Raw genomic sequence first — 17,181 nt, forward strand, 5'->3', positions numbered from 1 at the left:
AGCGTGGCGACGGACGAATCGTCGCACCTTCCAGTATCCCAGCCCGCGCGCGGGGGCGCCCGGCGCACCCGGGCGGTAGGCGATGATAGAGGCATGTCCCGAACTGTTCGCGGTGCCCGCGTTCTCATCACCGGTGCCGCCAGCGGCATGGGCCGCCTCTACGCCGAGCGCGCGGTCGCAGAGGGCGCGGCATCCGTCGTGCTCTGGGACAGGGATGCCGCAGCGCTCGCCCGCACCGTCAAGGAGCTGGGCGTGCAATCGCAGGGCCGCACCCGCGTGCACTCCTACGTGATCGACCTCGCCGACCTCGGCGCCATCGCGCAGACGGCGCAGCGAGTGCGCACCGAGGTGGGCAACCCCGACGTGCTCATCAACAATGCCGGCATCGTGCGCGGCAACCAGTTCTTCTGGCAGAGCGACAACGGCGAAGACACCCGCCCCACCATGCAGATCAACTCGCTGGCGCCGATGTACACGACCCGCGAGTTCCTGCCCGGCATGATGGCCAACTCCTACCGTGCCGCGCGCATCGTGAACATCGCCTCGGCCGCCGGCACCCTGTCGAACCCGCGGATGAGTGTCTATGCGGCGTCGAAGGCGGCCCTGATCGGCTGGAGCGACTCGCTGCGCCTCGAGCTCGAGCAGGAGGATCACGGCAACGTCCGCGTCACGACCGTCTGCCCCAGCTACATCTCGACCGGAATGTTCGACGGTGCCCGCGGCCCGCTGCTCACCCCGATCCTGACGCCGGAATACGTCGTCGACCGGGTCTGGCGGGCGATGCTCGCCGGCAAACCGCAGCTGCTGCTGCCGTGGTCGGTCGGGCTCTCCAAGGCCCTGCGCGGGGTGCTCCCGGTCCGGGTGTGGGACGTGGTCGCGCGGTTGTTCGGCGTCTACAAGTCGATGGCCGGATTCACTGGACGCTCCTAGCCGCGGAATCCGCTCGCCTAGAATCGTCCAGTGGATACGACAGCACTGAACGAGTTTCTCGACGACATCGACTTCTCTGGAGTCGTGCTGGTGCGCCGCGGCGACCAGACACTGTTCGAGGCGGCCAGCGGTCTGGCCACCCAGCGCTGGGGGCTTCCGAACGCCGTCGACATGCGGTTCGACACCTCCGCGATCACCAAGCTTTTCACCAGCGTCGCCGTGCTGCAGCAGGTCGTCGCCGGCAAGCTCGACCTCGAGGCGTCCATCCACGACTACGTCGACCTGAGCGGCACCACCATCGGCCGCGACGTCACCCTGCTGCACCTGCTCACGCACACCAGCGGGCTCGCGGATGACGCCGACGAGGCCGCGGGCGAGGACTACGCCGACCTCTACATCCACACCCCCAACTACTCGGTCGTCGAGACCGCCGACCTGCTGCCGTTCTTTGCGCAGAAGGCGCCGCTGGAGGCGCCCGGCATCGAGAGCCACTACATCAACGCCGGCTACGTGCTGGCCGGCCTCGCCCTGGAGAAGGCGACCGGGCTCAGCTACCGCGCCTACATCGAGCGCGACGTCTTCGCCGCAGCCGGCATGAAGTCGAGCGGCTTCTTCGACCGCCGCGACGCCACCCCGAACGTCGCTGAGGGCTGGGACCAGGCCGAAGACGGCAGCTGGGAGTCCAACATCTACAAGGCCCCGCCGATCGGCGGGCCAGACACCGGCGCGCACGCGACCGCTGAAGACCTGCTGCGCTTCCTCACCGCCCTGCGCACCGGCGTGCTGTTGAACCCCGAATTCACCAGCGAGTTCTTCACCCCGCAGGTGGAGCACGACGAGGAGACGTTCTACGGCCTCGGCCTCGAATTCGACATGAACGAGGACGGCAGCGTGCGCTCCTACTTCAAGGACGGCATCAGCGCCGGCGCCAGCGGCATCCTGCGGCACTACCTCGCGGAGGGCATCGACGTCGTCGTGCTCAGCAACGCCGAGGAGGGCGCCTGGGACGTCATCCGCGAACTCGACGAGCGCCTGGGCGGCTAACGCCTCCCCGGCCTGGTCGGGTGCCGAAGCCAACACCGCGCACCCCTAGGCCCTCGCCGCGCGCATCGCTAGGCTGACCCCACACAAGCAAGGGGGCCTCGTGTTCGGACTTTCCGGCTGGCACGTTTTGATCATTCTCACGGTGTTGATCCTGATGGCGGCCGTCGTGGTCGGCATCATCTTCCTGGGCGTCTTCCTCACCCGCCGCGCGGCCCCCGGCGTGCCCGCGCCTGCCACATCCGCCCCCGCGCCTGCCCGCCCGGAGTCGAGCCCGGCCGAGCTGCGGGCGGCCCGCCTCGCCGAGATCGAGGACCTGAGCACGACCGGCCTTCTCAGCCAGTCCGAGTACGAGGCGAAGCGGGCCGAGATCCTCGGCGAGATCTAGCGCGAGCCGCCGCCGAGCAGGCGGGGCCCGCCAGCCTGCTCGGCCCGCAACGGCTTCGCCATTTCCAGCTCCAACTGCTTGGGATTCAGCGGGTACGGCTGCACGGCGCCCGTCTCCTCGAAGCCGCGCCGCTTGTAGAAGCGGCGGGCAGCCGTGCTGTCCTGGTGCACCTCCAGCGTGAGCACGTCGCCGTGCAGGCCCGCCCACTCCTCGATACCGTCGAGCAGGGCGTCGCTGACCCCGGAGGTCGCCCCGCGCCAGCCCGGCGAGACGTACACGCCGACCAGCCGCGCGCCCGCGGCGCCCACCGGCAGGATTGCCGCCATCGTGCCGACCCAGCGGCCGGCCTCCGCGCCGTCGGTGAGTATCGCCGCGAGGCTGATGGCCCCCGGCCCGGCCGTCCTGGCCGCGCGCCGCCGCCAGCCGGACTCGTCGCGCGCCGCGGCATCCGCCACCGTCTCGAGGTAGGCGTGCGGGGTGTCGGCGAGCATCTCCAGCCGGAGCGCGCGGATCTCGGCCCAGTCCTGCTCGGTCGTGCGGCGAACCTCGAACAGTGCGGCAGTCATGGCACCCAGTCTGCCCGAACCCGGCTACGTCGCAGATCTGGAAGGCGCCCGAACCTCGTGCTATGTTTGCGATACGCACATACGTGCGCTCAGCAAACATTCTGACAACGCGGTTGGTGGGTTCGGCATGATCTCGAAGGTGGTCCCCGCCGTCACGGATGCCGTGGCCGGCATCGCGGACGGCGACACGATTCTGGTCGGCGGCTTCGGCCGGGCCGGCCAACCGGTGGAGCTGATCGACGCGCTGCTCGCCCAGGGCGCGCGCGACCTCACCATCGTCAGCAACAACGCCGGCAACGGCGACCTCGGCCTCGCGGCCCTGCTGGCGGAGGGCCGGGTGCGCAAGATGGTGTGCTCGTTCCCGCGGCAGTCCGACTCGCACGTCTTCGACCGGCTCTACCGGGCCGGCGAGGTCGAGTTGGAGCTGGTGCCGCAGGGCAACCTGGCCGAGCGGATCCGTGCGGCCGGTGCCGGCATCGGCGCCTTCTTCACCCCGACCGGGGTCGGCACGGTGCTCGCCGAGGGCAAGGAGTCGCGCACCATCGACGGCGTCGACTACGTGCTCGAGTACCCGATCCGGGCCCAGTTCGCCCTGATCAGCGCCTACCGGGCCGACCGGTGGGGCAACCTCGTCTACCGCAAGACCGCCCGCAACTTCGGGCCGGTGATGGCCACGGCGGCCGCGACCACGATCGTGCAGGTCGACGAGATCGTCGAACTGGGCGGCCTCGACCCCGAGGCCGTCGTCACCCCCGGCATCTACGTCGACCGGGTCGTGCAGGTGCCGGGCAGGCCCTGGCTGCGAGACGGCCAATTCCACGGGAGCGCAGCATGACCACCAGCCCCAGCATCACCAGCCGGCTCAGCCGCGACGAGCTCGCCGCTCGCATCGCCCGCGACATCCCAGAGGGCTCCTACGTGAACCTCGGCATCGGAGCTCCCACCCTGGTCTCCAACTACCTGCCGCGCGACCAGGAGATCATCCTGCACACCGAGAACGGCATGCTCGGCATGGGCGAGGAGCCGGCCCCCGGCGACGTCGACCCCGACCTGATCAACGCCGGCAAGCTGCCTGTGACCGAGCTGCCCGGCGCCTCGTACTTCCACCACGCCGACTCCTTCGCCATGATGCGCGGCGGGCACGTCGACGTCTGCGTGCTCGGAGCCTTCCAGGTGTCCGAGCGGGGCGACCTGGCGAACTGGAGCACCGGCGCCCCCGGCGCCATCCCCGCCGTCGGCGGCGCCATGGATCTGGCCGTCGGCGCCAAGCAGGTCTACGTGATGACCGACCTGCTCGACAAGACCGGCGCCTCCAAGCTCGTCGCCGCCTGCAGCTACCCGCTCACCGGGGTGCGCTGCGTCACCCGGGTGTACACCGACCACGCCGTCTTCGACGTGGGGTCGGCCGGCTTCGTCATCCGCGAACTCTTCGGCGACAACACCCGCGAAAGCCTGCAGGCACTGACCGGGCTGAAGCTCGCCGAGCCCACCATGACGGAGGTATCAGCATGACCGCCAGCTTCATCTACGACGCCGTGCGCAGCCCGTTCGGCCGCTACGGCAAGGGGCTGGCCGAGGTGCGCCCCGACGACCTCGCCGCCGGCACGCTCAACAGCCTGCTCGCCCGACACCCCGGCCTCGACCCGGCCCTGATCGACGAGATCCTGCTCGGCGCCGCCAACCAGGCCGGCGAGGACAACCGCAATGTGGCGCGGATGACGGCGCTGCTCGCCGGCCTGCCGACCAGCGTCACCGGGGCCACCGTGAACCGACTCTGCGGCTCCGGCATGGAGAGCGTCATCCAAGCCAGCCGCGCGGTCGAGAGCGGCGACGCCTCGCTGATCGTCGCCGGCGGCGTCGAGTCGATGAGCCGGGCGCCCTGGGTGCTGCCGAAGCCCGGCCGCACCTTCCCGGCCGGCAACGAGACGCTGCACTCCACGACGCTCGGCTGGCGCCTGGTCAACCCGCGGATGCCGAAGCAGTGGACGGTCGGCCTCGGCGAGACCGCCGAGATGCTCGCGGACCGCTTCGACATCTCGCGCGAGGAGCAGGACGCATTCGCGCTGCGCAGCCACCGGCTGGCCGCCGAAGCCTGGGACGCCGGCATCTATGACGCCGAGGTCGCTGCAGTGCCCGGCACCAGCGTCAGCCGAGACGAGGGCGTCCGCGCCGACTCCACGCTCGAGGCCCTCGGCGGCCTGAAGCCCGCCTTCCGGTCGGAGGGGTCGGTCACCGCCGGCAACTCCTCCCCGCTGAACGACGGGGCATCGATGCTCTTCGTCGGCGGCGAGCAGACGGCGCTTGGCATCGACCCGCTCGCCCGCATCATCGGCCGCGGCGTCGCCGGCAACAACCCGGACGAGTTCGGCATCGCACCCGTCGAGGCCGCCAACCGCGCGCTCGCCCGCGCGGGCAAGAGCTGGGCGGATGTCGACGTGCTCGAGATCAACGAGGCCTTCGCCTCGCAGGCCCTGGCCTGCCTGCGGCTCTGGCCGGACTTCGACCCGGCGAAGGCCAACATCCACGGCGGCGCGATCGCCATCGGGCACCCGCTCGGCGCCTCCGGCGGCCGCATCATCGGCCACCTCGCCCACGAACTGGCCCGCCGCGGCGGCGGTGTCGGCGTGGCCGCCATCTGCATCGGCGTCGGGCAGGGTCTGGCCGTCGTGCTCGAACGCTAACCTGAAGCACATGGAGACCAAGCCGAGCAGCGACTACGTGCAATCACTGGCGCGCGGCCTGGCCGTCATCGGCGCCTTCGATGCCGAGAACCCGGAGCTCACCCTCAGCGACGTCGCCGCGCGCACCGAGCTGACCCGGGCGACCGCCCGGCGGTTCCTGCTGACCCTGGCCGAGCTCGGCTACGTGCGTGCGGACGGGCGGGTCTTCTCGCTCACCCCGAAGGTGCTGGAGCTCGGCTACAGCTACCTCTCGGCCCTCGGCCTGCCCGAGCTGCTGCAGCCCTTCCTCGCTGAGCTCTCGCACGAGCTCGGCGAGTCGACATCCGCCGCCATCCTGGACGGGGCAGACATCGTCTACGTCGCCCGGGTGCAGGCCAAACGCATCATGAGGGTCGGCATCACGATCGGCACTCGGTTCCCCGCCGCCCGCACGTCGATGGGGCGTGTGCTGCTGGCCGGGCTGCCCGAGGCCGAGCTCGACGGGCTGCTGGCTGCGTTGACGGATGCCGACGCGCCCGATGCTGAGCGGGTGGGCGCCGGTGCACTCCGGGCCGCGATCGCCGAGGTGCGCGCCCAGGGCTGGTGCCTCGTCGACCAGGAGCTGGAGGCCGGGCTGCGCTCGATCGCGGCGCCCGTCCGCGCCGCCGACGGCCGGGTGCTCGCCGCGATCAACGTCTCGACGAGCGTGACCACGGTGTCGCTGGAGCAGCTGACCGGCCGCTACAAGGACGCCCTGCTCGAGGTGGCGGGCAGGGCCAGCGCCGCCGCCGGCCACGCCGCGTTCCGCTCCCACTAGCCGCCGCCCCGCACCCGCCCGCGTCCGCACGCACCCGAGGCCGCACTCACCCGCACCCGCATCCGCCCGCGGCCGCATCCGCCCGCACCCGCATCCACCCGCGTGGCGCCTTTTTCCCGCTGGTCGAGTAGGCCCGCTAGGGCCGTATCGAGACCGGGTTTCGGGCGTGACACTAAGCGTGGTGCGGGGTCTCGATACGCTCGTTCCTCGCTACTCGACCAACGGGCAGGGGGAGTGGGCGTTCGCGCAGCTTTGCGTGGCGCCTCTTTCCCGCTGGTCGAGTTTGTCGAAACCTGTCCCGTTGGCTCGAGGGAGCGCTAGCGACCGAAGCCAACTGCGCCGGGGTCTCGATACGCTCGTTCCTCGCTACTCGACCAACGGTGTCGGGGGAGTGGGCGTTTGCGCAGCTTCGCGTGGCGCCTCGTTCCCGCTGGTCGAGTAGGCCCGCTAGGGCCGTATCGAGACCCTGCCGTCAGCGTGAAACCGAGCCCGGTTCTGGGCCTCGATACTCTCGTTCCTCGCTACTCGACCGACGGGGAGGGGTGCGCCCCACCCGCTGGTTGAGCTTGTCGAAACCTCCGTTGGCTCGAGGGAGCGTGCGACCGAAGCCAGCGGCGCCAAGGTCTCGATACGCTCGTTCCTCGCTACTCGACCGACGGGGAGGGGTGCGCGCTTCCGCTGGTTGAGCTTGTCGAAACCCCCGTTGGCTTGAGGGAGCTTGCGACCGAAGCCAACGGCGCCGGGGTCTCGATACGCTCGTTCCTCGCTACTCGACCAGCGGGCAGGGGTGCGCCCTTCCGCTGGTTGAGCTTGTCGAAACCTGTCCCGTTGGCTCGAGGGAGCTTGCGACCGAAGCCAACTGCGCCGGGGTCTCGATGCGCTCGCTCCTCGCTACTCGACCAGCGGTTGCGGGGTAGCTAGCTGGCGAGCAGCGCCCGGTCGTCGAGTGTCGCGCCCTTGATCTTGGCGAATTCGGCCAGCAGGTCGGGGACGGTCATCGAGGCCTTCTGAGCCTCGGCGGCCTCGAAGATGATGCGGCCCTCGTGCATCATGATGAGCCGGTTGCCGAGGCGCAGCGCCTGCTCCATGTTGTGCGTCACCATCAGCGTCGTGAGCTTGTCCTTCTCGACGACGTTCTGCGTCAGCGTCGTGACCAGCTCCGCCCGCTGCGGGTCGAGGGCGGCCGTGTGCTCGTCGAGCAGCAGGATCCGCGGCTGGGTGAAGCTCGCCATCAGCAGCGACAGCGCCTGGCGCTGGCCGCCGGAGAGCAGGCCGACCTTCGCCTTGAGTCGCTTCTCGAGGCCGAGCTCCAACGCCAGCAGCTCCTCGGCGAACTGCTCGCGGCGTGCACGCGTGACGCCCCGGCCGAGGCCGCGCGACTTGCCACGGCGCAGCGCAAGCGCCAGATTCTGCTCGATGCTGAGCGTCGGCGCGGTGCCGGCCATCGGGTCCTGGAACACGCGGCCGATGTAGGCGGCGCGGGCATAATCCTTGAGCTTGCTGACGTTGCGGCCGTCGATCGAGATGGTGCCTGTGTCGACGCCGAGCTTGCCCGAGATGGTGTTGAGCAGGGTGGACTTGCCCGCGCCGTTGCTGCCGATCACCGTGACGAAGTCGCCGGCGTGCAGCTCGAGCGAGAGGTTGCTGAGCGCCTTGCGCTCGTTGACCGTGCCCGGAAAGAAGGTCTTGGAGATGTTGTCGATCTTCAGCATGTCGATTCCTCTGGAACTCGGGGCTACTTGGCGGAGGCGGTCGAGACGAGCTCGGGCTCTGATGGTGCGGGTGCCGCGGCATCCGGCCCCTCGAAGCCCGTGCGGCCGCCGCCGATCCGCAGGCGGGGCAGCTTCTTCAGGAAGCCCCAGCGAGGCAGCAGCAGCGCGGCGACGACGAGCCCGGCGGTGACCAGCTTCATGTCGTTCGGGTTCAGGCCGACCGCCAGCGCGAAGAAGATGACCAGGCGGTAGACGATGGCTCCGATGATCACCGCGAGGGTGCTCACCATGATGCTGCGGCCGGGCAGGATCGCTTGGCCGATGATGACGGATGCCAGCCCGACCAGGATCAGGCCGATGCCCATGCTGATGTCGGCGAAGCCCTGGTACTGGGCGACAAGGGCGCCGCAGAGGGCGACGAGCCCGTTGGAGAGCGCGAGGGTGAGGATGGTGGTGCCGTCGGTGTTGACGCCGAAGCTGCGGATCATCTGGTCGTTGTCACCGGTGGCTTGGATGGCCAGGCCGCGGTCGGTGCTGAGGAACCAGTCGATGGCGAACTTGATGAGCAGCACGAGGATCGCGAAGACGAGGATCGCGCCGGGGCCGCCGATCAGGCCGTTCTCTCGCAGCGGCGTCATGACGGTCTCTTCGCGCAGCAGGGGCAGGTTGGACTTGCCCATGATGCGTAGGTTGATCGACCAGAGGGCGATCATGGTCAGGATGCCGGCGAGCAGGCCGTCGATCTTGCCCTTGGTGTAGAGCAGGCCGGTGACTGTGCCGGCGACCAGCCCCGACGCCGCCCCCGCGAGGGTGGCGATCGGGGCCGGCACGCCCTGAAGGATGAGTGATGCGGCGACCGCAGCACCGGTCGTGAAACTGCCGTCGACCGTGAGGTCGGGGAAGTTCAGTACTCGAAAAGTGAGGTACACCCCAAGCGCCATGACGCCGTAGAGCAGACCGAGTTCGATCGCCGCATTCATCTCAATATCCTTCGTGAGGGTGTGACTCGTTGGTGGCGGGTAGCCGTGTTACTCGATGAGCTCTACTCGATGACCTGGTCTGCGCGGTCGACGAGCGACGCGGGCAGGGTGACGCCCATGCGCTCGGCGGCGGCCGGGTTGATGATGACCTCGAGGGTGTCGAGGGTCTCAACGGGCATGGAGGCCGGGTCGGCGCCGTCTTCGAGGATGCGGATCGCCATCTGGCCGGTCTGGTAGCCCAGGTCGGTGTAGTTGATGCCGAAGGTGGCGATCGCGCCACGGGTGACCTGGCCGCCCTCGGCGCCGAACAGCGGCACCTTGTTCGTCTCAGAGAACTGGATGACGGCCTCGAGGCCCTCGGTCACGCGGTTGTCGGTGGGGATGTAGATCGCGTCGACGCCCTTGAGCGACTCGGCGGCCTGGGCGACCTCGCTGGAGTTGGTGACGGTCGCTTCCTTGATCTCCAGGCCGAGCTTCTTGGCGGCCTCCTTGGCCATGTCGACCTGCACGGAGGAGTTGACCTCGCCCGAGCTGTAGATGATGCCGACGGTCTTGGCGTCGGGCATGACCTCGGTGATCAGGGCGATCTGCTCGGCGACCGGGTTCAGGTCGCTGGTGCCGGTGACGTTGCTGCCCGGGGCCTCCCAGCTGGCGACGAGGCCGGCCTCGGCCGGCTCGGTGACGGCGGTGAACAGGATCGGGATGTCGGTGATGGCCTGGGCCGCGGCCTGGGCGGTGGGCGTGGCGATGGCGAGCACGAGGTCGACCTTGTCGGTGGCGAACTTGCCGGCGATGGTCGTAGCGGTGGCCTGCTCGCCCTGAGCGTTCTGCTCGTCGTAGATGACGTCGGTGCCGTCGACGTAGCCGGCGTCGGTGAACGCCTTCTTGAAGCCCTCGCGGGCGGCGTCGAGTGCCTCGTGCTGCACGATCTGGCTGATGCCGATGCGGATCGGCTGGGTGCCGGAGTCGCTGCCGCCGGCGTCGGGGGTGCTGGCCGCGGGGGCGCAGCCGGCGAGTGCGGTTGCCGCCGTGGCGACGATGGCCAGGCTGAGCAGGGCGCGTGAACGCTTCATGGGTGGTTCTCCTTTGAACGGGTGGTGCATTGCTGTGCGGGTGGAGCTGTGGGGGTGGAGCTGTCTGGGTGGATCGGCCTACGGGGTCGGCTGCAGCGTCGCCATGGCCGCGAGGAAGCGGCTGTTGGCCTCGCTGCTGCCGATGCTCACGCGGATGCCCTCGTTCGACCAGGCGCGGGCGAGCACGCCGTGCGCGGTGAGCGCCGCGTTGACCTCGTCGGTCTGGGCGCCGGTGCGCAGCCAGACGAAGTTGGCGAGCGAGTCGGCGTGCTTCCAGCCGCCCGCCGCGAGCTCGGCGGAGACACGGGCGCGCTCGGCCACGATCTGGTCGATGCGCTCTCCCAGCTCGGCCTCGGCGTCGAGGGACGCGACGGCCGCGCGCTGGGCGAGGTCGGTGACGGCGAACGGCACGGCAACGCGGCGCAGGTTGGCGGCGACGCTCGGCTGGGCGATGGCGTAGCCGAGGCGCAGCCCGGCCAGCCCGTACGCCTTCGAGAAGGTGTGCAGCACGGCGACGTTGGGGTAGCGGCGGAAGAAATCGATGCCCTCCGCGGTGTGCGGATCGCGGTTGAAGTGCACGTAGGCCTCGTCGATGACGACGAGTACCTCGGTGGGCACCTTCGCGAGGAAGCCCTCCAGCTCTGCCTTGCTGACGCCGGTGCCGGTCGGGTTGTTCGGGTTGCAGACGAAGATCAGCCGGGTGCGCTCCGTGATGGCATCCGCCATGGCGTCGAGGTCGTGCGCGTCGTCGGCCGTCAGGGGAACACCGACCGGAGTCGCGCCGGCCACCGTCACCAGAATCGGGTAGGCCTCGAAGGAGCGCCAGGCGAAGATGACCTCGTCCCCGGCTCCCGCGCTGGCCTGGATCAGCTGCGCGGCGACCTCGACGGAGCCGGCACCGAACGCCACGTTGTCGACGTCGACGCCGAACTTCTCGGCGACGCGCTGACTGATGGTGGGCGCGGACATCGCCGGGTAGAGGTGGATCGTGCCGAGGGCCTCGGCAACGGATGCCACGACGGAGGGCAGCGGCGGGAACGGGTTCTCGTTCGACGACAGCTTGAACACATCCGCGCTGGAGGGCGCAGCGCCCTGCTTATAGGCGGGCAGTTGTGCGATGACTTCACGCTGCAGAACCATGACTCACGACCTTCTGGGTGCTGCGCCGCGACTTCAATGTCATCGGCGACATGAATGGTGAGCGTAGTGAGCAAAATATGACTATGCAAGTTGGATGGGAGGTACCAAACAGGCTGTAGGATCTGCGACATAGTTGCCCGTAGATGTGTGACAAGTTGGCAGGTAGTTCGTGAACGTAGACGCGCTGGACTATGAGATCGTCAAGCTCTTCGCCGAGGAGCCGGGGTGAGCGTGATCGAAGCGTCGCGCCGGCTCGGCGTCGCGCGCCCGACCGTGCAGGCGCGGCTCACCCGCATGCACGAGCAGGGGGTGATCGAGCGGATCGAGCCCCGGCTGAACCCAGCTTCGTTCGGCTACCCGGTGACGGCGATCACCCATGTGGAGCTCGACCAGGCCGTCGGCTACTCCGTGGCCCTGGAGCTGTTGCGCCAGATCCCCGAGGTCATCGACATGTACACGACGTCTGGCGACAGCGACGTGGTCATCCGCATGGTGGCGCGCTCCAACTCCGACCTGCAGCGCGTCTTCGACGACATCATGCAGTCGCGGGCGGTCACGCGCACGCGCAGCTCGATCGTGCTGGAGACGCACTTCGAGAACAAGGTGATGCCGCTGCTCGCGGCCGCCGTCGCAGACCAGGCGACGGCCGACCGGCGCCGCACCGTGCCGCGCCACGGCGACGAGGCTGTCGGGGCGGCGCAGGACACCCGGCCCGCGTCGCGCAGCCCTAGAACGTGAGGAAGCGGGGGAGTGCGCTCAGTGCGATCCAGCTGCCCAGCAGCAGGCCGAGCCCCACTGCGACGGTTCCGACCAGCGGAACCCAGTAGGCGATCCGGCGCAGGCGCAGGCGGGCGATCGTGATGACGATTGCCACGATGGCGAGGATGGGGGGCAGCACCAGGGCGATGAGGTAGCCCGTCTGCATCTGCGCGGGGCTGCACCCTTCGCCGCAGCCGCTCGCGGCCATCGGGAGGTTCAGGCTGACCAATGCCGAGACGCCGGTTGCCACGAGCAGTACGAGGACGAACACGGAGGAGAGGGCGACGTCCCAAACGCGGAGGCGTGCGCGGGCACGGGGACGGGCGCGACGAGATTGGCTCATTGTGCCTAATGTACCGGCGCCGCCTCCACGCCCCCTGAGGGCGCGGTGGGGCTGCGGCATCCGCTCCGCCCGCCGGTCGAGCCCCTCTCGCTGGCGGAGCCCCCTCCCGCTGGTTGAGCCCCCTCCCGCTGGTTGAGCCCCCCTCCCGCTGGTTGAGCCCCCTCTCGCTGGTTGAGCCCCCCTCTCGCTGGCTGAGCTCCCTCCCGCTGGTTGAGCCTCCCTCCCGCTGGTTGAGCTTGTCGAAACCCAGCCGGGCGGCCTCGCTACAGCGCAGAGGCCTGCGGGGCGGCTGCGGCCGCCAGATACCGCGCGATCGCGTCGCGATTGCGCGTGAGGCAGCCGATGCGGCGGTCGAGCTGTTGCTGCTGTTCGGCGAGCGACTCCACCACATCCGGATCGAGCTTCTCGATGAAGATCGAGCTGGCACCCGTGCTCAGGCAGGGCAGCAACTGACGGATGATCCGAGTCGGGATGCCGGAGTCGATCAGCCCGCGGATCTGCTCGACCCGCTCGACAGCGGCCTCCGGGTACTCGCGATACCCGTTGTACCCGCGCTCGGGGCTGAGGAGCCCCTGTTCCTCGTAGTAACGCAGCAGCCGGGCAGGAACCGCCGTGCGCGACGAGAGCTCACCAATGCGCATGGGCATCCTTCCGAAACGATTTGACCTTCTCACTGATGTGAGGGTTTCACACTTGCTACATGTCATCAACGATTGCCCCAGCCGCCCCTATTCCACCGAGTGCAGCACGCGGCCGTTTGCCGCTCGGCGGCCTGCTCGCCCTGGCCGCGGTCGTGTTCACGGGAGTCGTCACCGAGATCCTGCCGGCCGGCCTGCTGCCACAGATGAGCGCCGACCTCGGCATCTCCGCGTCCCAGGTCGGCGCCCTCGTCGCCGTCTACGCCGTTGCCACCGCCATCACCGCGATTCCGCTCGTCGCACTCACCCGGGCGATCCCGCGCAAGGCGTTGCTCGTGAGCCTGGTGCTGGGCTTCGCCGTCGTGAATGCCGTCACCGCCCTCGCGCCCGGCTACGCGCTCATCCTCGGTGCCCGCGTGGTCGGCGGCATGCTCGCCGGCCTGCTCTGGGCGATGGCGGCGGGCTACGCCATGCGCATGGTCGAGGCGGAGCGCGCGGGCAAGGCGCTGTCGGTCGCCATGGTCGGCACGCCGCTCGCCTTCGCCTTCGGGTTGCCGATCGCCACGGCGCTCGGGTCAGCACTCGGCTGGCGGGAGGCGTTCGGCGCGATGGCGGTGCTGAGCCTGGGGCTCGCGTTGTGGGCCGCGCTCGCCCTGCCGGCGTTCCCCGGAGAACGGGCCGGAGACCGGCCGTCGCTGTTGACGGTGCTGCGGATGCCGGGGCTTGCGACGGTGCTCGCGGTGACCGGATTCTTCGTGCTCGCGCACAATGTCGCCTACACGTACATCGCGCCACTCACCGTAGCGTCCGGGGTTGCCCGCCACCTCGATGTGGCCCTGCTCGCCTTCGGCGTGCTCGCCGTCGGCGGCGTGCTCACCGCCGGAATCCTGGTCGATCGACACCTGCGCGCGATGGTCCTAGTCGCGTCGGCGCTACTGGGCATCGCGATGCTCGCCCTGGGCCTCTGGGGCGCCAACGCCGTGGTCGTCTACCTGGCCATCGGGCTGTGGGGCTTCGCCTACGGGGGAGCGCCGACGCTCTTCCAGTCGGCGCCCGCCCGGATCGCCGGCTCGGCGGCCGACGTCGCGCAGTCGATGGTGGTGGCAACCTGGAACGGCTCGATCGCCCTCGGGGCGCTGCTCGGCGGAGTGGTCATCGACACGCTGGGCGTGCCGCTGCTGCCCTGGGCGACGATCGTGCTGCTCGCTGTCGCCGCCGCGCTCGCGGCGACGTCGCGCGCCGCCTTCGCCCGGTAGGGCTGGGGCGCGCGGGGGATTTCGACAGGCTCAATCAGCGGGAGAGCGGGAGCGCCCGTCCACCCGCTGGTCGAGTAGCGAGGAACGAGCGTATCGAGACCTCGCACCGGGAACCGTCTGGCCGGAAGCCGGGTCTCGATACGGCCCTGGCGGGCCTACTCGACCAGCGGGGGAGGAGCCCCGGCCCGCTGGTTGAGCTCTCTCCCGCTGGTTGAGCTTGTCGAAACCCCGCCCGGGAGCGCCCGTCCACCCGTTGGTCGAGTAGCGAGGAACGAGCGTATCGAGACCTCGCATCGGGAACGGTCTGGCTGGAAGCCGGGTCTCGATACGGCCCTGGCGGGCCTACTCGACCAGCGGGGGAGGAGTGCCTACCCGCTGGTTGAGCTCCCTCCCGCTGGTTGAGCTCCCTCCCGCTGGTTGAGCTCCCTCCCGCTGGTTGAGCTCCCTCCCGCTGGTTGAGCTCCCTCCCGATGGTTGAGCTTGTCGAAACCCCGCCCGGGAGCGCCCGTCCACCTGTTGGTCGAGTAGCGAGGAACGAGCGTATCGAGACCTCGCACCGGGTACGGTCTGGCTGGAAGCCGGGTCTCGATACGGCCCTGGCGGGCCTACTCGACCAGCGGGGGAGGAGTGCCGGCCCGCTGGTTGAGCTCCCTCCCGCTGGTTGAGCTTGTCGAAACCCCGCCCGGAAGCGCCCGTCCACCTGCTGGTCGAGTAGCGAGGAACGAGCGTATCGAGACCTCGCACCGGGAACCGTCTGGCCGGAAGCCGGGTCTCGATACGGCCCTGGCGGGCCTACTCGACCAGCGGGGGCGTTGGTTGAGCTTGTCGAAACCCCGCCCGTGAGCGCTAGTAGAAACCCTGCTGGTCGAGTAGCGAGGAACGAGCGTATCGAGACCTCGCTCCGGGTACGGTCTGACCAGCGGGGGAGGAGTGCCCTCCGCTGGTTGAGCTTGTCGAAACCCTGCTGGTCGAGTAGCGAGGAACGAGCGTATCGAGACCTCGCACCGGGAACGGTCTGGCCGGAAGCCGGGTCTCGATACGGCCCTGGCGGGCCTACTCGACCAGCGGGGGCGCTGGTTGAGCTTGTCGAAACCCCGCCCGGGAGGGCTAGTAGAACATCGGCCGATCGTCGTCGTCGCCGTCGAGTTCCACGTCGACGACCACGGGAACGTGGTCGCTGGGCCCGTCGCCCTTGCGCTCGTCGCGGTGGATGCCGGCATTCGTCACCGTGTCGGCGAAGGCCCGCGAACCCAGGATGAAGTCGATGCGCATGCCCTCGTCGCGGGGGAAACGCAGCTGCTTGTAGTCCCAGAACGTGTAGCCCTCTGGAACGAGCGGGCGCACCACGTCGCTCACGCCGGCCGCCTCGAGCGCGCGGAACGCAGCCCGCTCCGGCTCGGAGATGTGCGTCGAGACGCCGGGGATGAAGCTCGGGTCGCCCATGTCGGCCTCGAGCGGGGCCACGTTGAAGTCGCCCATCAGCGCGAGGGCGAGCTCGGGGTTCGCGGCCAGCTCGGCGCGGGTGTGCTCGGTGAGCGCCGCGTACCAGTCCAGCTTGTAGTGGAAGTGCGGGTCGCCGAGGGCGCGGCCGTTCGGCACGTACAGGCTCCACAACCGCTGGTCGTTGACGGTCACGCCGAGGGCGCGCGCCTCCAACGGCTGGTCGGGGCCCTCGAGCCCCTTCTGGAACCCGGGCATGCCGGGGAAGCTGGTCGCGACGTCCTCCAGCGGGTGGCGGCTGGCGAAGGCGACGCCGTTCCACTGGCTCAGCCCGTGGATCGCCAGCTCATAGCCGGCCTCCTCGAAGGCCTCGACCGGGAACTGCTCCGGCTTGCACTTGATCTCTTGCATGGCGAGCACGTCGACGTCTTCACGCACCATCCAGTCGACGACGCGTCCGACGCGGGTGCGGATCGAGTTGACGTTCCAGGTGGCGATGCGCATGGCATCGAGTCTACGAGCGCGGGCTGCCTGCCGCTGAACGGATGCTGGGAGCGCGCTGCGGGCTGATGGCGAGTGCGGCAGACTGCTCGTACGGTTCGTTCGAGCGATTGGGAGTCGGGATGCGGTTCAGTGTCGAGGGTGTCGAGGGCATGCCCGAGGTGAGCGAGGGCGACGACCTCGCGGCGATGATCGCGGCATCCGTGGAACTCGAGGACGGCGACATTCTTGTCGTCACCTCGAAGATCGTCTCGAAGGCAGAGGGGCGCATCGTCGCCGCGGCCGACCGCGAGCAGGCCATCACCGACGAGACCGTGCGCGTCGTCGCCACGCGAACCTACCCGGGCGGCGTCACTCGAATCGTCGAGAACCGGCAGGGCATCATCGGGGCCGCAGCGGGAGTCGACGCCTCCAACACGCCACACGGCACCGTGCTGCTGCTGCCGATCGATCCGGACGCCTCCGCGCGGGCGCTCGCCACCGAGCTGCGCGCACGCACCGGCGCGCGCGTGGGCGTGCTGCTCTCTGACACGCTCGGCCGCCCGTGGCGCGAAGGGCAGACCGACATCGCGATCGGCGCGGCGGGCGTGCACGTCTTCGACGACCTGCGCGGCACGACGGATGCCGCAGGCAAACCGCTCGCCGTCACGATGCCGTGTGTGGCCGACGAGCTCGCTGCGGCCGGCGAGCTCGTGAAGGGCAAGTCGTCGGGCGTGCCGGTGGCCATCGTGCGAGGACTCGACCGGCTGGTCGGCCCGCTCGACCTGCCCGGCGCGCGCTCGATCGTGCGCCCGGCCGACCGAGACCTGTTCCATCTCGGCAGCGACGAGTCGTACAACGAGGGGTATCGCGCCGGCTTCGACGAGGCCCAGGCCGAAGGGCCGCTGCGCGAGATCAGCGACCGAGACCTGTAGCGGCGGGCGCTCTCCACCGAGCC

The 17,181-nt window shown here is 69.7% G+C and carries 18 protein-coding genes; 10 read left to right on the top strand and 8 right to left on the bottom strand.

The genetic code is table 11. The annotated features are described in order from the left end of the window. Positions 1–93: 93 nt before the first annotated feature. The 3 genes from AWU67_RS15750 (at position 94) to AWU67_RS15760 (ending at position 2,359) form a co-directional block, all read left to right on the top strand. Positions 94–930, top strand: coding sequence for an SDR family oxidoreductase (locus tag AWU67_RS15750; RefSeq protein WP_067231258.1), 837 nt, complete (start codon positions 94–96; stop codon positions 928–930). A 30-nt stretch (positions 931–960) separates the two neighbouring features. After that, complete coding sequence (locus tag AWU67_RS15755) at positions 961–1,974, top strand: serine hydrolase domain-containing protein (protein ID WP_067231261.1); 1,014 nt, start codon at positions 961–963, stop codon at positions 1,972–1,974. A gap of 100 nt (positions 1,975–2,074) precedes the next feature. Further along, positions 2,075–2,359, top strand: a complete 285-nt coding sequence (locus AWU67_RS15760; protein WP_067231265.1) for a hypothetical protein — start codon at positions 2,075–2,077, stop codon at positions 2,357–2,359. On the opposite strand, the gene AWU67_RS15765 is transcribed toward AWU67_RS15760, so the two are convergent. Beyond that, positions 2,356–2,925 (bottom strand): GNAT family N-acetyltransferase, encoded by a 570-nt coding sequence (locus AWU67_RS15765; protein ID WP_067231268.1) that lies wholly within the window; start codon positions 2,923–2,925, stop codon positions 2,356–2,358. The two genes, AWU67_RS15760 and AWU67_RS15765, sit on opposite strands and share 4 nt — an antisense overlap. A 127-nt stretch (positions 2,926–3,052) precedes the next feature. Here AWU67_RS15765 and AWU67_RS15770 point away from each other — a divergent pair, with 127 nt between their 5' ends. From AWU67_RS15770 to AWU67_RS15785, 4 genes are read left to right on the top strand one after another with little or no spacing between them, the layout of a single operon-like run. Beyond that, positions 3,053–3,760 carry a 3-oxoacid CoA-transferase subunit A gene (locus AWU67_RS15770; protein WP_199922309.1) on the top strand — a complete coding sequence of 236 codons (708 nt, stop codon included), beginning with the start codon at positions 3,053–3,055 and terminating at the stop codon, positions 3,758–3,760. Beyond that, a complete protein-coding gene (locus AWU67_RS15775; RefSeq protein ID WP_199922310.1) occupies positions 3,757–4,437 on the top strand; it encodes a 3-oxoacid CoA-transferase subunit B in 681 nt (226 codons plus the stop codon). Before AWU67_RS15770 ends, AWU67_RS15775 begins: the two co-directional genes overlap by 4 nt. Then, positions 4,434–5,606 (top strand): thiolase family protein, encoded by a 1,173-nt coding sequence (locus tag AWU67_RS15780; protein WP_067231270.1) that lies wholly within the window; start codon positions 4,434–4,436, stop codon positions 5,604–5,606. Before AWU67_RS15775 ends, AWU67_RS15780 begins: the two co-directional genes overlap by 4 nt. 10 nt (positions 5,607–5,616) lie before the next feature. Further along, positions 5,617–6,402 carry an IclR family transcriptional regulator domain-containing protein gene (locus tag AWU67_RS15785; protein ID WP_067231273.1) on the top strand — a complete coding sequence of 262 codons (786 nt, stop codon included), beginning with the start codon at positions 5,617–5,619 and terminating at the stop codon, positions 6,400–6,402. Positions 6,403–7,319: 917 nt separating this feature from the next. On the opposite strand, the gene AWU67_RS15790 is transcribed toward AWU67_RS15785, so the two are convergent. The 4 genes from AWU67_RS15790 to hisC form a co-directional block, all read right to left on the bottom strand. Then, positions 7,320–8,114: an ABC transporter ATP-binding protein gene (locus AWU67_RS15790; protein ID WP_067231276.1), complete on the bottom strand. Its 795-nt coding sequence runs from the start codon at positions 8,112–8,114 to the stop codon at positions 7,320–7,322. A 23-nt stretch (positions 8,115–8,137) separates the two neighbouring features. Further along, positions 8,138–9,094 carry an ABC transporter permease gene (locus tag AWU67_RS15795; RefSeq protein ID WP_067231279.1) on the bottom strand — a complete coding sequence of 319 codons (957 nt, stop codon included), beginning with the start codon at positions 9,092–9,094 and terminating at the stop codon, positions 8,138–8,140. Positions 9,095–9,156: 62 nt separating this feature from the next. Then, positions 9,157–10,167, bottom strand: coding sequence for an ABC transporter substrate-binding protein (locus AWU67_RS15800; protein WP_067231283.1), 1,011 nt, complete (start codon positions 10,165–10,167; stop codon positions 9,157–9,159). Positions 10,168–10,245: 78 nt separating this feature from the next. Then, complete coding sequence (gene hisC / locus AWU67_RS15805; protein ID WP_067231284.1) at positions 10,246–11,307, bottom strand: histidinol-phosphate transaminase; 1,062 nt, start codon at positions 11,305–11,307, stop codon at positions 10,246–10,248. A gap of 225 nt (positions 11,308–11,532) precedes the next feature. On the opposite strand from hisC, the gene AWU67_RS15810 reads away from it, so the two are divergent. Further along, complete coding sequence (locus AWU67_RS15810) at positions 11,533–12,045, top strand: Lrp/AsnC family transcriptional regulator (RefSeq protein WP_234407289.1); 513 nt, start codon at positions 11,533–11,535, stop codon at positions 12,043–12,045. On the opposite strand, the gene AWU67_RS15815 is transcribed toward AWU67_RS15810, so the two are convergent. Both AWU67_RS15815 and AWU67_RS15820 read right to left on the bottom strand, forming a co-directional pair. Beyond that, positions 12,035–12,409, bottom strand: coding sequence for a DUF6264 family protein (locus AWU67_RS15815; protein ID WP_129586750.1), 375 nt, complete (start codon positions 12,407–12,409; stop codon positions 12,035–12,037). The two genes, AWU67_RS15810 and AWU67_RS15815, sit on opposite strands and share 11 nt — an antisense overlap. A gap of 263 nt (positions 12,410–12,672) precedes the next feature. Continuing rightward, positions 12,673–13,050 (bottom strand): MerR family transcriptional regulator, encoded by a 378-nt coding sequence (locus AWU67_RS15820; protein ID WP_067231291.1) that lies wholly within the window; start codon positions 13,048–13,050, stop codon positions 12,673–12,675. 59 nt (positions 13,051–13,109) lie between these two features. On the opposite strand from AWU67_RS15820, the gene AWU67_RS15825 reads away from it, so the two are divergent. Further along, positions 13,110–14,303 carry an MFS transporter gene (locus tag AWU67_RS15825; RefSeq protein WP_067231294.1) on the top strand — a complete coding sequence of 398 codons (1,194 nt, stop codon included), beginning with the start codon at positions 13,110–13,112 and terminating at the stop codon, positions 14,301–14,303. 1,107 nt (positions 14,304–15,410) lie between these two features. Here the strand turns inward: AWU67_RS15825 and AWU67_RS15830 are convergent. Then, a complete protein-coding gene (locus AWU67_RS15830) occupies positions 15,411–16,247 on the bottom strand; it encodes an exodeoxyribonuclease III (protein ID WP_067231297.1) in 837 nt (278 codons plus the stop codon). Positions 16,248–16,366: 119 nt separating this feature from the next. On the opposite strand from AWU67_RS15830, the gene AWU67_RS15835 reads away from it, so the two are divergent. Continuing rightward, entirely contained in the window at positions 16,367–17,158 is a 792-nt protein-coding gene (locus tag AWU67_RS15835) for a coenzyme F420-0:L-glutamate ligase (RefSeq protein ID WP_067231300.1), read from the top strand. The last annotated feature ends 23 nt before the right edge of the window (positions 17,159–17,181 follow it).

It is taken from the genome of Microterricola viridarii (assembly GCF_001542775.1).
GTDB lineage: Bacteria > Actinomycetota > Actinomycetes > Actinomycetales > Microbacteriaceae > Microterricola > Microterricola viridarii_A.

Coding starts and splice junctions, on each gene's coding strand:
- AWU67_RS15750 (WP_067231258.1), top strand. CDS start 94: ATGTCCCGAACTGTTCGCGGTGCCCGCGTTCTCATCACCGGTGCCGCC.
- AWU67_RS15765 (WP_067231268.1), bottom strand. CDS start 2,925: ATGACTGCCGCACTGTTCGAGGTTCGCCGCACGACCGAGCAGGACTGG.
- AWU67_RS15770 (WP_199922309.1), top strand. CDS start 3,053: ATGATCTCGAAGGTGGTCCCCGCCGTCACGGATGCCGTGGCCGGCATC.
- AWU67_RS15775 (WP_199922310.1), top strand. CDS start 3,757: ATGACCACCAGCCCCAGCATCACCAGCCGGCTCAGCCGCGACGAGCTC.
- AWU67_RS15780 (WP_067231270.1), top strand. CDS start 4,434: ATGACCGCCAGCTTCATCTACGACGCCGTGCGCAGCCCGTTCGGCCGC.
- AWU67_RS15785 (WP_067231273.1), top strand. CDS start 5,617: ATGGAGACCAAGCCGAGCAGCGACTACGTGCAATCACTGGCGCGCGGC.
- AWU67_RS15790 (WP_067231276.1), bottom strand. CDS start 8,114: ATGCTGAAGATCGACAACATCTCCAAGACCTTCTTTCCGGGCACGGTC.
- AWU67_RS15795 (WP_067231279.1), bottom strand. CDS start 9,094: ATGAATGCGGCGATCGAACTCGGTCTGCTCTACGGCGTCATGGCGCTT.
- AWU67_RS15800 (WP_067231283.1), bottom strand. CDS start 10,167: ATGAAGCGTTCACGCGCCCTGCTCAGCCTGGCCATCGTCGCCACGGCG.
- hisC (WP_067231284.1), bottom strand. CDS start 11,307: ATGGTTCTGCAGCGTGAAGTCATCGCACAACTGCCCGCCTATAAGCAG.
- AWU67_RS15815 (WP_129586750.1), bottom strand. CDS start 12,409: ATGAGCCAATCTCGTCGCGCCCGTCCCCGTGCCCGCGCACGCCTCCGC.
- AWU67_RS15820 (WP_067231291.1), bottom strand. CDS start 13,050: ATGCGCATTGGTGAGCTCTCGTCGCGCACGGCGGTTCCTGCCCGGCTG.
- AWU67_RS15825 (WP_067231294.1), top strand. CDS start 13,110: ATGTCATCAACGATTGCCCCAGCCGCCCCTATTCCACCGAGTGCAGCA.
- AWU67_RS15830 (WP_067231297.1), bottom strand. CDS start 16,247: ATGCGCATCGCCACCTGGAACGTCAACTCGATCCGCACCCGCGTCGGA.
- AWU67_RS15835 (WP_067231300.1), top strand. CDS start 16,367: ATGCGGTTCAGTGTCGAGGGTGTCGAGGGCATGCCCGAGGTGAGCGAG.